General features: G+C 72.8%; 17 protein-coding genes. 13 read left to right on the top strand and 4 right to left on the bottom strand.

The genetic code is table 11. The annotated features are described in order from the left end of the window. Positions 1 to 18 precede the first annotated feature (18 nt). A complete protein-coding gene (locus tag ACYVLJ_RS15410; protein WP_451974048.1) occupies positions 19 to 615 on the bottom strand; it encodes a TetR/AcrR family transcriptional regulator in 597 nt (198 codons plus the stop codon). A 38-nt stretch (positions 616 to 653) separates the two neighbouring features. Here ACYVLJ_RS15410 and hisF point away from each other — a divergent pair, with 38 nt between their 5' ends. The 6 genes from hisF to ACYVLJ_RS15380 all read left to right on the top strand — a co-directional run bounded on the left by hisF (position 654) and on the right by ACYVLJ_RS15380 (position 4,148). Then, positions 654 to 1,427, top strand: a complete 774-nt coding sequence (gene hisF, locus ACYVLJ_RS15405) for an imidazole glycerol phosphate synthase subunit HisF (RefSeq protein ID WP_460439079.1) — start codon at positions 654 to 656, stop codon at positions 1,425 to 1,427. Next, positions 1,424 to 1,801, top strand: coding sequence for a hypothetical protein (locus ACYVLJ_RS15400; protein ID WP_451974044.1), 378 nt, complete (start codon positions 1,424 to 1,426; stop codon positions 1,799 to 1,801). Before hisF ends, ACYVLJ_RS15400 begins: the two co-directional genes overlap by 4 nt. Then, entirely contained in the window at positions 1,798 to 2,160 is a 363-nt protein-coding gene (gene hisI, locus ACYVLJ_RS15395) for a phosphoribosyl-AMP cyclohydrolase (protein ID WP_086841627.1), read from the top strand. The genes ACYVLJ_RS15400 and hisI overlap by 4 nt, the downstream gene beginning before the upstream one ends. After that, positions 2,157 to 2,519: a DUF1304 domain-containing protein gene (locus ACYVLJ_RS15390; protein WP_364628204.1), complete on the top strand. Its 363-nt coding sequence runs from the start codon at positions 2,157 to 2,159 to the stop codon at positions 2,517 to 2,519. The genes hisI and ACYVLJ_RS15390 overlap by 4 nt, the downstream gene beginning before the upstream one ends. An 86-nt stretch (positions 2,520 to 2,605) precedes the next feature. Then, positions 2,606 to 3,034 (top strand): hypothetical protein, encoded by a 429-nt coding sequence (locus ACYVLJ_RS15385; protein WP_460439078.1) that lies wholly within the window; start codon positions 2,606 to 2,608, stop codon positions 3,032 to 3,034. A gap of 91 nt (positions 3,035 to 3,125) precedes the next feature. Next, positions 3,126 to 4,148, top strand: a complete 1,023-nt coding sequence (locus ACYVLJ_RS15380) for a hypothetical protein (RefSeq protein WP_460439077.1) — start codon at positions 3,126 to 3,128, stop codon at positions 4,146 to 4,148. Here ACYVLJ_RS15380 and ACYVLJ_RS15375 read toward each other — a convergent pair. Then, entirely contained in the window at positions 4,129 to 4,743 is a 615-nt protein-coding gene (locus ACYVLJ_RS15375; protein WP_451974038.1) for a TetR/AcrR family transcriptional regulator, read from the bottom strand. The two genes, ACYVLJ_RS15380 and ACYVLJ_RS15375, sit on opposite strands and share 20 nt — an antisense overlap. Positions 4,744 to 4,837: 94 nt before the next feature. On the opposite strand from ACYVLJ_RS15375, the gene ACYVLJ_RS15370 reads away from it, so the two are divergent. The 7 genes from ACYVLJ_RS15370 to ACYVLJ_RS15340 all read left to right on the top strand — a co-directional run bounded on the left by ACYVLJ_RS15370 (position 4,838) and on the right by ACYVLJ_RS15340 (position 11,027). Continuing rightward, positions 4,838 to 6,388, top strand: coding sequence for an anthranilate synthase component I (locus tag ACYVLJ_RS15370; protein WP_451974036.1), 1,551 nt, complete (start codon positions 4,838 to 4,840; stop codon positions 6,386 to 6,388). Between the two features lie 34 nt (positions 6,389 to 6,422). Further along, positions 6,423 to 6,950 carry a Trp biosynthesis-associated membrane protein gene (locus tag ACYVLJ_RS15365; protein WP_460439138.1) on the top strand — a complete coding sequence of 176 codons (528 nt, stop codon included), beginning with the start codon at positions 6,423 to 6,425 and terminating at the stop codon, positions 6,948 to 6,950. A 124-nt stretch (positions 6,951 to 7,074) separates the two neighbouring features. After that, positions 7,075 to 7,884 carry an indole-3-glycerol phosphate synthase TrpC gene (gene trpC, locus ACYVLJ_RS15360; RefSeq protein ID WP_451974034.1) on the top strand — a complete coding sequence of 270 codons (810 nt, stop codon included), beginning with the start codon at positions 7,075 to 7,077 and terminating at the stop codon, positions 7,882 to 7,884. Then, positions 7,863 to 9,083, top strand: a complete 1,221-nt coding sequence (gene trpB / locus ACYVLJ_RS15355; protein WP_460439137.1) for a tryptophan synthase subunit beta — start codon at positions 7,863 to 7,865, stop codon at positions 9,081 to 9,083. Before trpC ends, trpB begins: the two co-directional genes overlap by 22 nt. Next, complete coding sequence (trpA, locus tag ACYVLJ_RS15350) at positions 9,080 to 9,871, top strand: tryptophan synthase subunit alpha (RefSeq protein WP_460439076.1); 792 nt, start codon at positions 9,080 to 9,082, stop codon at positions 9,869 to 9,871. Before trpB ends, trpA begins: the two co-directional genes overlap by 4 nt. A gap of 33 nt (positions 9,872 to 9,904) precedes the next feature. Continuing rightward, the gene (locus tag ACYVLJ_RS15345) at positions 9,905 to 10,282 is read left to right on the top strand and encodes a MerR family transcriptional regulator (protein ID WP_460439075.1); all 378 of its coding nucleotides are present in this window, start codon (positions 9,905 to 9,907) and stop codon (positions 10,280 to 10,282) included. A gap of 94 nt (positions 10,283 to 10,376) precedes the next feature. Beyond that, positions 10,377 to 11,027 (top strand): peptidoglycan recognition protein family protein, encoded by a 651-nt coding sequence (locus tag ACYVLJ_RS15340; protein ID WP_460439074.1) that lies wholly within the window; start codon positions 10,377 to 10,379, stop codon positions 11,025 to 11,027. A gap of 4 nt (positions 11,028 to 11,031) precedes the next feature. Here the strand turns inward: ACYVLJ_RS15340 and ACYVLJ_RS15335 are convergent, their stop codons facing one another. Beyond that, a complete protein-coding gene (locus tag ACYVLJ_RS15335) occupies positions 11,032 to 12,306 on the bottom strand; it encodes a hypothetical protein (protein WP_460439073.1) in 1,275 nt (424 codons plus the stop codon). A 130-nt stretch (positions 12,307 to 12,436) separates the two neighbouring features. Beyond that, positions 12,437 to 13,795 (bottom strand): type I glutamate--ammonia ligase, encoded by a 1,359-nt coding sequence (locus tag ACYVLJ_RS15330; protein WP_460439072.1) that lies wholly within the window; start codon positions 13,793 to 13,795, stop codon positions 12,437 to 12,439. Positions 13,796 to 13,800: the final 5 nt, after the last annotated feature.

Below are 13,800 nucleotides of genomic sequence, written 5' to 3'. Positions count from 1 at the left end.
CGAGGGCAGATGGACAGCCTACGGTGGGGGACCGACGGTTTCGCGGCCGTCGAGGTAGTACTGCGCCACCGGGGCGAGCAGCGCGACGATCTCCTCGTCGGCCGCCTCCGCCAGCGCGGGGAGCTTGATCACGTACCGCAGCAGCGCGATCCCGATCATCTGCGCTGCGATCCCGGTGACGCGGACCTTCGGCACCCCCAGCGCGCGGGCCACGTCCGCCAGGACGGCGCTCGCGATGAACTGGCGCATCATCACCGCGACCTGCTCGTTCGTCGCCGCCGCGCGGAGCATCGCGAGGAACGGCGTCCGGCCCTCCGGCACCGCCCAGACCGCCAGGAAGGCGCGCACCAGCCGTTCGCCGACGCCCGCGCGCGGGCCGGCCAGGATCGCGGGCACCAGCTCCGCCGGGTTGACGGGGAGGTTCATCGCCGCCACGAACAAGGCCTGCTTGGTGCCGAAGAAGTGGTGCAGCAGGGCCGCGTTCACGCCCGCGTCGGCGGCGATCCCGCGGACCGTCGCACCGTCGTACCCCAGCTCGGCGAACCGGTGCCGCGCCGCGTCGAGGATCTTCTCGCGCGTCTCGGTCTGCCCCGGCCGCCGCCCCGCCCGTGCCATCGTCCGAGCTTAGAAGACCGGTGACTACGCTGGTGGGCATGTCTGTCGCGGTGCGGGTGATCCCCTGTCTCGACGTCGACGCGGGCCGGGTCGTGAAGGGCGTCAACTTCGCCGGCCTGCGCGACGCCGGCGACCCGGTCGAGCTGGCCCGGCGTTACGACGCCGAAGGGGCCGACGAGCTGACGTTCCTCGACGTCACGGCGTCTTCCGGCGACCGCGAGACCACCTACGAGGTCGTCCGCCGCACCGCCGAGCAGGTCTTCATCCCGCTGACCGTCGGCGGTGGCGTCCGCAGCAACGACGACGTCAACCGGCTGCTGCGCACCGGCGCGGACAAGGTGAGCATCAACACCGCCGCGATCGCGCGGCCGGAGTTCCTCCACGAAGCGTCGCGGCGGTTCGGCTCGCAGTGCATCGTGCTGTCGGTCGACGCGCGCCGCGTGCCCGAAGACGGCGAGCGGACCGCGTCCGGCTTCGAGGTGACCACCCACGGCGGCCGCCGCGGCACCGGGATCGACGCCGTCGAATGGGCCGCGCGCGGCGAAGAGCTGGGCGTCGGCGAGATCCTGCTCAACTCCATGGACGCCGACGGCACGAAGAACGGCTTCGACCTCGAGCTCATCGAGCTGGTCCGCAAGGCCGTGCGGGTCCCGGTCATCGCGAGCGGTGGCGCGGGTGCGGTGGAGCACTTCCTGCCCGCGGTCCGCACGGGCGCGGACGCGGTGCTCGCGGCCAGCGTGTTCCACTTCGGACAGTTGAAGATCGGCGACGTCAAGGACGCGCTGCGCGAAGGCGGGGTCGAGGTCCGATGAAGTCCTGGCAGGCACCCGTCGAGGTCAAGGTCACCGCCGTCCTGCTGGTCGGGCTGCCGGTCGCGTGGGCCTTGCTCGACCTGATCCCGGTGCTGGGTGCCGGGGCGGGCCTGGAGATCTACCGGATGCCCGCGCTCGCGCTGATCCTCGGCGGCGTCGTGACGACCGGGCTGGTGCTCAAGATGGGCAGCGCCCGCATCGGCGGGCTGGTCGTCACCGTGGTCTTCGCGCTGCTGCACGCGTTCCTGCTGCTGGCCGCCGAACTGTGGTGGAACAAGCTGTTCTCCGGGCTGTCCTTCGCCGGGTACGGCTACGCGTTCGTCCTGTTGAACTCGATGCCGCTCAAGCGGCACATCGTGGGAGTCGGAGCATGACCCTGGACGCGGCCGTCTCGGCGCGCCTCAAGCGCAACGCCGACGGCCTGATCGCCGCGGTCGTCGTCGAGCACGCCACTTCGGACGTGCTGATGATGGCCTGGATGAACGACGACGCACTGGCCGCCACCCTCGCCACCCGCCGCGGTACGTACTGGTCGCGCAGCCGGCAGAAGCTGTGGGTCAAGGGCGAGACGTCCGGCCACTACCAGCACGTCCGCGAGGTGCGGATCGACTGCGACGGCGATACCGTCCTGCTGCGCGTCGACCAGACCGGCCCGGCCTGTCACACCGGCACGCACACCTGTTTCGACACCGAAGAGCGCCTGCTCCTCGCCGACGAGAAAGAGCACGCGTGACAATCGTCGCCGACGTCCTGGTCGGGCTGGTCGCCCTGATCCACGTCTACATCGTCGTCCTGGAGATGTTCCTCTGGACGACCCCGCGCGCCCGCGCGGCCTTCGGCACCACCGAGGAGTTCGCGAAGGAGAGCGCGCCGCTGGCCGCGAACCAGGGGCTGTACAACGGGTTCCTGGCCCTCGCGCTCGTCTGGGGCCTGATCGCGAGCGACCCGACGGGCTTCCAGCTCAAGCTCTACGGCATCGTCTGCGTGATCATCGCGGGCCTGTACGGCGCGGCGACGGCGAACAAGCGGATCCTGTTCGTGCAGGTGCTGCCGGGCACGCTGGCGCTCATCGCCCTGCTGCTGGCCCGCTGAACACCGCGGACTGGCTGCCGCCGCCCGAAAACCCGGCGGACGCGGACTTCGCCACGGCGGCGCTGGGCCGGCGGCGCCGGCGCGCGGTGGCGTTCGCGGTGCTGGTGATCCTGGCCGCCGTCGCGGGCCTGTTCACCGGCCAACCGGTCGTCGTGGTCCTCGGTCCCGTGTTCGCCGCGGCCGCGGTTCTCCGCGCTTTCTTCGCGCAGCGGCGGGTGCTGGCGGCGCGCCGCACGGGCTGGCGGACGGCCAAGATCACCCTCTCCCGCCGCGGGGTGAGGGGCGAATTCGCGATCGTCGAGGTGCGGTTCGCCGAGGACAGCCGGATCATCCTGTCCTCCCGCCCGGGCGGCTTCGCCATGGCCAGGCTGGCGGATCTGCCCCGCCTGCGAGCGATCGTCGCGGGGTACGGGCCGGCGATGACCGTGCTCGTCCTCGAAGACCCGCCGCTGTGCGCCAAACCAGTGCTGTTCGGGGCGAGCGCCGTGACCTACCGGTGGCGGCCGGGCCCCTGACCGGTACGCCCGGCGCGGCCGTCCGGTTGCCCCGGTGGCCTGTGCCGTTTCTCGCAGCGTCACGGTGATCCGGCCGTCCTACGCTCATCCGATGGGGCTCGGCGCGCGGCGCAGGACATGGCTGGTCGTCACGGTGCTCGGCGTGGTCGTCTTCCTCGTCGTCACCGCCGGCACGACGTACTCGCTGCTCGACCCGGGCTACGTCTTCGAAGACGGCGAACTCCCCGCCGAGGCCGTCATCCTGGCCGGGTGCCTGGTGCTCGCGCTGACCGGCGGCTACCGGGTGCGGGTCCTCGACCGCCGGGTCCTGGCCGCCGCAGGCGGCCTCGAAGCGTGGCTACCGCCGGAGGAGAGCACGGCCGGCACCGACAGCGTGGACCTCGGGGCCGAAACCCGGCGCCTGCGCGGGATCGCCCGCCGGGCGGCGGGACTGGCCGTGGTCTGGACCGTGCTGGTCGCCGGCGCGCTGACCGGCCTCGGCCTGGCCGACGCGGCCGCCGCGGACCTCCTCGCCACCGGGGTGCGCGTGCCCGGCATCGTGCTCGAGGCGCACACCCCGGCCAAGGGCGCGCCCACGATCTGGGTGCGCTACCACTCGCCGGGCCGGTCGTGGACCGAGGAGATCGACCGCGACTCGGGGCGGGACTACGTGGCCGGCGACCCGGTGACCGTCGTCTACGACCCCGGCGACCCCGCGCACGTGCGCACCACGGACGAGGCGAACACGAACCAGGTCGTCGTCGGCTTCAGCACGGTCGCGCTGCTGCTCGGCGCCGGCGGGCTGCCGTTCGCGCTCGGCGCCACCGTCGGCTGGCGCCGCCGGGCCCGGGCGGTCGCCGCGACCGGGTGGCGGGCCGCCGCGGTGACCGTGGTGCCCGACGTGCGGCGTGCGGGCCTGGCGGACGTCCACGTCCGCTACCGCGACGGCTCCGGGATCGTGCTTCGCTGCGCGCTTTCGACGCACGGCCCGGGCGAACTGGCCGGCCAGGCGGACCGCCGGGCCTGGATCGGCGGCTGGGGACGGCGGATGGTCGTGCTGTTCCCGTACGGCCCGCGCCGGCCCGGCCCGCACGCCGTGCCCGCGTACGCGGTCGTCAGTCGATCTCTCCGGTGAGGTAGCGCTGCACGGTCGGCGCCACCGCGGCCACCAGCGTGTCGATCTCCGCCTGGGCCAGCGGCTCGAACTTCGCGACGTAGCGGATCATGCCCATGCCGACCAGCTGTGACGCGCACAGCGTCATCCGCAGCGGGACCCGGTCGGAACCGATCGACGTGATCAGCGCCGTGAAGAACTGCTGGAAGAAGTCGCGCAGCGCGTGGCCGGCCTGCTCGTGGCCGGTGATGCTGCGGATGAGCGCCTGGAAGACGTCGCCGCCCGCGCCGTCCCAGCGGGTGAGGAACGCGCGGACGATCCGCGCGCCCATCTCGTCGTCCGGGCCGTCGCGGATCTCCGCCTGCAGCTCGAAGGGGTCGAACGGCAGCTGGAGGACGGCCTTCGCGAACAGCCCCTCCTTGCTGCCGAACCAGTGGTTGACCATGGCCGCGTCGACGCCGGCGCGGGTGGCGATCGAGCGCACGGTCGCACCGTCGTAGCCGTTCTCGGCGAACACGGCCCGCGCGGCTTCGACCAGCGCGGTACGGGTGTCCTGGCCGGCGGGCCGCCGGCCGCGGCGGCGCGAAGTAGGCTCGGTGCTGTCGGTGGTGCTCACGCCTCCATCATGACGTACGGCCCCGCGTAATTCAACATTCATTGAATTCGGGGTCTGGCAAATCCCTCCGTGGCGGTGCAGCACAATGAGGGCCATGGTCAGCGCAACCGCCGGTCCCGGCTCGGTCAGCCCGTCCCGCGAAGACTTCCGAGCCCTCGCCGAAAGCCGCCGCGTGATCCCGGTCGTGCGCCGGGTGCTCGCCGACGGCGAGACGCCGATCGGGGTCTACCGCAAGCTCGCCGCCGACCGGCCGGGCACGTTCCTGTTCGAATCCGCCGAGAACGGCGCCTCCTGGACGCGCTGGTCGTTCATCGGGGTCCGCAGCCCGGCCGCGCTCACCGTCCGCGACGGCCAGGCGGTCTGGACCGGCACCCCGCCGGTCGGCCTGCCCGGCGAAGGCAACCCGCTCGACGTCCTGCGCGAGACGATCGAAGCCCTGCACACCGAGCCGCTGCCCGGGCTGCCGCCGCTGACCGGCGGCATGGTCGGCTACGTCGGCTACGACGCCGTGCGCTGGCTGGAAAAGCTGCCGGAGCTGGCCGAACGCGACCTCGACATCCCCGAGCTGACCATGCTCCTGGCCACCGACCTCGCGGCGTTCGACCACCACGAGGGCACGGTCACGCTCATCGCGAACGCCGTCAACTGGGACGACTCGCCCGAGCGCGTGGACGCGGCCTACGACGACGCCGTCGCCCGGCTGTCCGTGATGACCGAGGAACTGCAGGTCCACGCGCCGCCGACGGTCGCGGCGTTCGACCGGCCCGCGCCCGAGTTCGTCCGCAAGCGGTCCAAGGAGGACTTCCACGCCGCCGTCGAGAAGGCCGTCGAGGCGATCAAGGCCGGCGAAGCGTTCCAGATCGTGCCGTCGCAACGGTTCGAGATCCCGACCGCGGCCGACGCGCTCGACATCTACCGCGTGCTGCGGACGTCCAACCCGAGCCCGTACATGTACCTGCTGCGGCTCGAAGGCTTCGACATCGTCGGGTCCAGCCCCGAATCGCTCGTCACCGTGCGGGACGGCCGCGCGACCACGCACCCGATCGCGGGCACGCGGTGGCGCGGCGCCGACCCGGAAGAGGACGCCCAGCTGGCCAAGGATCTCCTGGCCGACGACAAGGAGCGCGCCGAGCACCTGATGCTCGTCGACCTCGGCCGCAACGACCTCGGCAAGGTCTGCAAGCCGGGCACCGTGCGCGTCGTCGACTTCTTCCAGATCGAGCGCTACAGCCACGTCATGCACATCGTGTCCACCGTCACCGGCGAGCTGGCCGAAGGCAAGACGGCGTTCGACGCGGTCACCGCGTGCTTCCCGGCCGGGACGCTCTCGGGCGCGCCGAAGGTCCGCGCGATGCAGCTGATCGAGGAGCTGGAGCCGGTCCGCCGCGCGCTGTACGGCGGCGTCGTCGGCTACCTCGACTTCGCCGGCGACGCCGACACGGCGATCGCGATCCGCACCGCGCTGGTCAAGGACGGCATCGCGCACGTCCAGGCCGGCGGCGGCGTGGTCGCCGACTCGGTGCCGGACTACGAGGACACCGAGTCGCTCAACAAGGCCAGGACCGTGCTCTCGGCCGTCGCCGCCGCGCAGACGATGGTGGCGGCGGGCACCCTCGACCCGGCCGCGGACCGCGCGCATGTCTGAGGAGCAGGCCAGGCCGTCCCGCCGTCCACTGTGGATGATCGTGGTCGCGCTCCTGCTCGGCGCGCTCGCGCTGTGGGGTGCGTCACGGCTCACGTGGTACGCCGAGTTCCGCGACGGCGGCGTGCGCGGCACGGTGCTCTACCGCGAGACCGGCGAGCAGCGCGCGACGGCGCTCGTGCCGCTGGCCCTGCTCGCGCTGGCGGGCGTCGCCGGGGTCGTCGCGACCGGCGGCTGGGCGCGGCGCGTGCTCGGCGGCGTGCTGGCGCTGGCCGGCGCCGCCGCGATCTGGAGCGGGGTGGCGGGCGTCCGCTTCTCCGGCTGGGCGGACGGGCTGCCCGTGACGCAGATGCTGCTCGGCCGCGGCTTGGCCGCGCTCGGGGGAATTCTCGTCGCCGCGGGCGGGTTGGCAGCCGTCAAGGGCGCGGGCAAGGCCGCGCGGCTCGGGGCCAGGTACGCGGCGCCGGCCACCCGGAAGAAGGCCCGGGATCCGGACGCCGAGCTGTGGGAAGCGCTGTCGGAAGGGGAGGACCCGACGGACGTCCGGGGGAGGCATTCGGAGTAACGCGCGCACCCGGAACCGGGCGCTCCAGATGCGGGGGTTAGCATCGTTTCGGCGGGAAGGGGAAGGTTTTTGTGAGCGACCTTGCGAGTGAATCCGTGAGCACGTGCCCGGACGGGGGCGTCCGGTGACCGTGCTCGAAGACATCGTCGCCGGTGTGCGCGAGGACCTCGCGGCCCGCGAGTCCGTGCTGCCGTTCGACGAACTGAAGATCCGCGCGGCCGCCGCCCCGGCGCCCCGCGACGTGATGACCGCGCTGCGCGAGTCCGGCATCGGCGTGATCGCCGAGGTGAAGCGGCGCAGCCCGTCCAAGGGCGAGCTGGCCGACATCCCCGACCCCGCCGCGCTGGCCAAGGACTACGAAGACGGCGGCGCGCGCGTGATCAGCGTGCTGACCGAGCAGCGCCGGTTCGGCGGTTCGCTGGCCGACCTCGACGCGGTCCGCGCGGCCGTGGACATCCCGATCCTGCGCAAGGACTTCATCGTCAGCCCGTACCAGGTGCACGAGGCCCGCCTGCACGGCGCCGACATGGTGCTGCTGATCGTCGCCGCGCTGGAGCAGAACGCGCTCGTCGCGCTGCTCGACCGCGTCGAGTCGCTCGGGATGACCGCGCTGGTGGAGATCCACAACGCCGAAGAGGCCGACAAGGCCCTCGAGGCGGGCGCGAAGGTCATCGGCGTCAACGCGCGCAACCTGCACACCCTCGAGGTGGACCGGGACGTCTTCTCGCGGCTGGCCCCCGGCCTGCCGATGGACGTCTACAAGGTCGCCGAGTCGGGCGTGCGCGGGCCGGGCGACCTGATGTCGTACGCCGGCCACGGCGCCGACGCGGTGCTGGTCGGCGAAGGGCTCGTCGCGTCCGGCGACCCGAAGGGCTCCCTGGTCAAGCTGGTCACCGCCGGTTCCCACCCCGCCTGCCCGAGGCCGTCCCGGTGACCCGAGAGCACGACCCGGACGAGCGCGGCTACTACGGCCCGTACGGCGGGCGGTTCATGCCGGAGGCGCTGATCGGCGTCGTCGACGAGGTCGCCACCGAGTACGACAAGGCCCGCGACGACCCGGAGTTCCTGACCGAGTTCAACCGCCTGCTGAAGGACTACGCGGGCCGTCCGTCGCTGCTCACCGAGGCCAAGCGCTTCGGCGAGCACGCCGGCGGCGCGCGCGTGTTCCTCAAGCGCGAGGACCTGAACCACACCGGCTCGCACAAGATCAACAACGTGCTGGGCCAGGCGCTGCTCACCAAGCGCATGGGCAAGAAGCGCGTGATCGCCGAGACCGGCGCGGGCCAGCACGGCGTCGCGACGGCCACCGCGTGCGCGCTGCTCGACCTCGACTGCGTCGTCTACATGGGCGAGGTCGACACCGAGCGCCAGGCGCTGAACGTGGCCCGGATGCGGCTGCTCGGCGCCGAGGTGATCCCGGTCAAGACCGGTTCGCGCACGTTGAAGGACGCGATCAACGAGGCCCTGCGCGACTGGGTGACCAACGCGGACACCACGCACTACCTCTTCGGCACGGCCGCCGGCCCGGCGCCGTTCCCGACGATGGTCCGCAACTTCCACCACGTCATCGGCGAAGAGGCCCGCGCGCAGATCCTCGAGCAGGCCGGCCGCCTGCCCGACGTCGTCGCGGCCTGCGTCGGCGGCGGGTCGAACGCGATCGGCATCTTCTCCGGCTTCTACGACGACCCGTCCGTGCGGCTGGTCGGCCTGGAGCCGGGCGGCGAGGGCATCGAGGGCAACCGCCACGGCGCGACGCTCACCAAGGGCACCCCGGGCAACCTGCACGGCGCGATGACGTACCTCCTGCAGGACGAGGACGGCCAGACGGTCGAGTCGCACTCGATCTCGGCCGGGCTCGACTACCCGGGCGTCGGCCCCGAGCACGCGTGGCTCAAGGACACCGGCCGCGCCGAATACCGGCCGGTCACCGACGCCGAGGCGATGGACGCGTTCCAGCTGCTGTCGCGCACCGAAGGCATCATCCCGGCGATCGAGTCGGCGCACGCGCTGGCCGGCGCGCTGGTGCTGGGCCGCGAGCTGGGCCCGGACGGCCTGATCGTCGTCAACCTGTCGGGCCGCGGCGACAAGGACATGGACACGGCGGCGAAGTGGTTCGGGCTGGTGAACGAATGAGCGGGCTGGACGACCTCTTCGCGACGACGCACGCGGAGGGCCGCGGCGCGCTGGTCGGTTACCTCCCGGCGGGCTTCCCGACGGTCGAGGGCTCGAAGGACCTGATCGCGGCGTGCGTCGACGGCGGTGCGGACCTGATCGAGGTCGGCGTCCCGTACTCGGACCCGGTGATGGACGGCCCGACCATCCAGGCCGCGTCGGTGACCGCGCTGGACAACGGCTTCCGCCTCAAGCACGTGTTCGAGGTGGTCGAGTCGGTGTCCGCGCGCGGCGGCCGCGCGGTGGTGATGACGTACTGGAACCCGGTGCACCGCTACGGCGTCGACCGCTTCGCGCGTGACCTGGCTTCGGCGGGCGGGCTCGGCCTGATCACGCCGGACCTGATCCCGGACGAAGCCGCGTCGTGGATGACGGCCTCCGAGGAGCACGGCCTGGACCGCACGTTCTTGGTGGCGCCGTCGTCGTCGGAAGAGCGGCTCGCGCTGACGGCGGCTGCGTCGTCGGGCTTCATCTACGCGACCGCGGTGATGGGCGTGACGGGCGCGCGCGACCAGGTCGGCGCGGGCGCGGAGGCCCTGGTCCGGCGCACGCGAGCCCACACGGACCTGCCGATCGGCGTGGGCCTGGGTGTCCGCTCGGGCGACCAGGCGGCCGAGGTGGCCTCGTTCGCGGACGCGGTGATCGTGGGCTCGGCCCTGGTCACGGCGGCGGCCGAGGGCCCTGCCGGGGTGCGCCGCCTGTCGGAGGAGCTGGCCGAAGGCGTCCGCCGGGCGGTCGCGCCGGCTTGACCTGGAGTGCCCTCCAGGTGCCAGGCTGGGCGGGTGACGTCCTACACCCCGGCCCAGGTGACCGAAAAGACCGGTTTCACGATCGACACGCTGCGCTACTACGAGCGCATCGGCCTGCTGCACGAAGTGGGCCGCACAGCCGGCGGCCGGCGTTACTTCACCGAGCAGGACGTGGAGTTCCTGCAGCTGCTGCGCTGCTTGAGGTACACGGGCATGCCGGTGGCGGAGATGCTGCGCTTCGTCGAGCTGCTGCGTTCCGGTGAAGCGACCCGCGAAGAGCGCGTCGAGGTCCTGCGCGAGCACGAGCAGCGCGTGTCGGCCCAGATCGAGCGGCTGAAGGAGCACCAGGACCACATCCGGTTCAAGATCGAGCTGTACTCCGAAGCGGGACAGCTGGCCTCGGCGGGCTGAGACTGTCGGTGGTGGTCCGCCCCTTCGAGGCTGCTCTCCGCCGCTGACCTCCGTTTGTACGAAAGCTGTACGGCTTCGCGGCAGGCTCCGCCGCATGGACATCGCACACCTTCCGCGGCGCACCTTCCTCCGTGGCGCCGCCGGGCTCGCCGCCGCCGGAGCCGCCGGGCTGCTCCTGCCCAGAGCTGCCGGAGCGGCGACCGCGCCGCGGATCTACAGCTGTGCCGAATGGGGGGCGCGGCCGCCCTCCGACGCGCTCACCACCCTGTACCACCCGGCGAACCGCGTCCTCATCCACCACATCGCCTGCCCCAACAGCACCGACTACTCCCAGCAGCACGCCTTCCAGGTCGCCCGCGACGACCAGCACGACCACATGGACAACAACGGCTGGTCCGACACCGGCCAGCACTTCACCGTCAGCCGCGGCGGGTACCGGCTCGAAGGGCGGCACGGCAGTCTCGACGCCCTGCGCGGCGGGACCACCATGGTCCAGGGCGCCCACTGCCCGGGCCAGAACACCAACGCCATCGGCATCGAGAACGAAGGCACCTACACCAGTGTCGAGCCGCCCGAAGCGCAGTGGGCCTCGCTCGTCGTCTTCTGCGCCTACGTCTGCCGCCAGTACGGCATCCCCGTCGAGGAGATCAAGGGGCACCGCGACTTCTACAACACCGAGTGCCCCGGCGACCGCCTCTACGCCAAGCTTCCGCAGCTGCGAGACGAAGTCGCCGGGGCCCTCTGAACGCTCAGCCGATCGTGCCCAGCGTCCGCACGGCGTCGGTCGCCGCCGCCTGGTCCGCCGGGTCCGGCTCGGCCGCCGCGGCCGGGTGGGCCGAGGCCGCCGGGCGCGTGCAGCCCAGCTGCTGCAGTGAACCCTGGAGCCGGTCGGTCAGGAACTTCAGCAGGCCGACGCCGTCGTCCGGGGACGGGGCCGCCCGCAGCAGCCGGCGGTCGGTCGTGAGCCGGTCCAGCCCCGCCGTCCGCAGGTCGCGGCAGTACGCCCGGGTGCTCGCCGACCGCCGGTCCAGTGGCGGCTGGTCGACGCCCGCGCGGTAGAGGTTCGCCTTGGCCTCGCTGGGTTTGCCGTCGACGAGCGTCATCGGGTCGCCCGGGGGCACCAGCGCGACCGGGGCGCGCTGCCCGGCCGCCGCCTGCAGTTCGTTCAACGCCAGGGACGTCGTCGGGCGGCCGCCGTCCGTCAGGTCCGGGGCCGTGAACGGCGTGCACCCCAGCGCCGGGTCCACGAAGGCGTCGAGCAGGCGGTTGTCGCTGCCGTTGGCGAGGGTGGCCGGTTTCCGGAGCGCCCGCGAGTTCGCGGCCGTGGCCTGGGCCGTCCGGCCGTCGGGGGTCGCGAGGTAGGTCGTGGTGACGTTGTCGCTCTGGTCCTGGTCCACCAGCGAGAAGTCCCGCACCGACGGGCACGCCCGGCCGTCCTTCGCCCGCCCGAGCGGCGGGATCCGCAGCTTGCCGGCGCGCGTCGCGCTGTTCGCCGCGGCGAAGAACGCCGGGGCGCCGCAGAAGGCGACCTGCCCGAACAGGGACCGGCCGAGGCCGTTGACGCAGGTCTTCGCCGCGGCGCCGCCGAGGGTCAGGGTGTCGCCGTTGAACCCGAACCACAGCCCGACGACGGCGCCGCGCGGCAGGGCGGGGACCACCGGCGCCGCGGCGGGCGCGGTGCCCGCGTCGACGACGAGCGGGTGGTACACGGAAAGCCGCCCGGTGGCGGGGTCGAGCACGGTCGCTTCGACGAAGGCGCCCTGCGCGTCCTCCGCTTCGTGGCACGCGCCGAGCCGCGGGTCGGTCGCGGCGAGCTGGTACGGCGTGGCCAGGCCACGCGCGGACAGCGGGTTGTCGGGCACCTTCAGGGTGCAGCTCGGGTTGGGGGTCGCCACGGGCGCCGGGGCCGGGGTCCGCGGTGCGGCCACCGCGATCCCGACCGCGCCGAGCGACGCCGCGGCCGCCACGACGGTCACCTTGAGCTTCCAAGGCCGCTGCCGGTGGCGGGGACGAGTGTCTGGCATGAACTGTGCCTTCTTTCGGCCTCCTCACCTCACCCGGCGCAGGACGTTAGCACAGATAACGTCCTGATCACAGAACGGTTTCCGGGTGAAAAACCGGCATTCGCGGCGAATCGTTTCCGGTGAAAAGATCTCAGTGGAGGTAGCGCATCACGGCGCACAGTTCGGCCGGCGGCAACGCCCCCAGCCGCGCGATCTCGCCGCGGCGCACGTCCACCAGCGTCGTCGCGAGCTCCGCGCCGAACGCCGAAGTCAGGGCGGAATCCGCTTCGAACGCCGCCACCGCGTCCGCCAGCGACGTCGGCAGCCGCACCGCCGACGGCAGCGTCCCCGGGTCGACGTCCACCGGGTCCGGCAGTTCCGCGGACGCGTCGAGCCCCGCCAGGCCCGCGAACAGCAGCGCCGCCACCACCAGGTACGGGTTCGCGGTCAGGTCGAAGCACTTGACCTCGAAGTTCGCCGCCCGCTCGCGCTGCCCGGCCGGGCCCTGGACCAGCCGCAGCGGTGCCTCGCGGTTTTCCAGGCCCCACGCCGAAAACACCCCGGCCCAGTGGTGCGGTTCGAGCCGCAGGTAGCTGACCACCGAAGGCGCGCCGATCGCCAGCAACGCCGGCAGCCGCGAAAAGATCCCCGCGCCGAACGCCTCCGCGGTGGCCGTCAGGCCGAACCGGCCGTCGCCGCCGGCGCACAGGTTGCGGTCGCCGTCCCAGAGGCTCAGGTGGACGTGGCCGCCGTTGCCGACGCCGTCCGGCAAGAACTTCGGCGTGAACGACGCGCGCAGCCCGTGCCGGGAACTGACCGTCCGGATCGTCTCGCGCGTCAGCACCGCGACGTCCGCCGCGCGCACCGGGTCTTCGGCCGCCACCGACAGCTCGAACTGCCCCGCCGCGTATTCGGGGTGGACCTGTTCCACCACAACGCCTTGCGCGGTCAGCGCGGACACCAGCGCGCGCAGGTACGAAGCCTGCGCCGAAAGCCGGGCGTAGCCGTAGGCCGGGCCGGCGGTCGCCGAGCGCGGGTCGTCCGGCGCGTCGGCCGCCGTGATCACCCATTCGATCTCGAACGCCGTCCGGACGGTGAAGCCCAGCGCCGCGACCCGGGCCGTCGCGGTCGCGGCCAGCGCCCGCGCGTCCTGCGGGTGCGGCTCGCCCTCCTGGTCGTACTTCAGGACCGGCGCCCACGCCCAGCCCGGCTGCGCGGCCAGCGGCACGAGCGCGCCGAGGTCCGGGTGCAGCCGCAGGTCGCCGACCGGGCCGCGCGAATACGTCCCGTCGGTGATGTCGTCGGTGGCCAGGAAGAAGTCGAACGAGTTCGACGCACCGACGCCCCACGCCGCCGCCGACCACAGCCGGTCCACCGGGACGGCCTTGACCCGCGCGATGCCGCTGTTGTCCACGAAGGTCAGCGCGACGAGCTCGACCCCGGCCGCGCGCAGGCCGTCGGCCCGGAGTGCGCCCTGTCGTGCGAGTTCTGCCCGATCGAGCTGGCTCATTCCGC

It is taken from the genome of Amycolatopsis stemonae, assembly GCF_054781455.1.
Note: the sequence above shows the minus strand (reverse complement) of the source record. Positions and strands in the feature narration are given on the sequence as shown.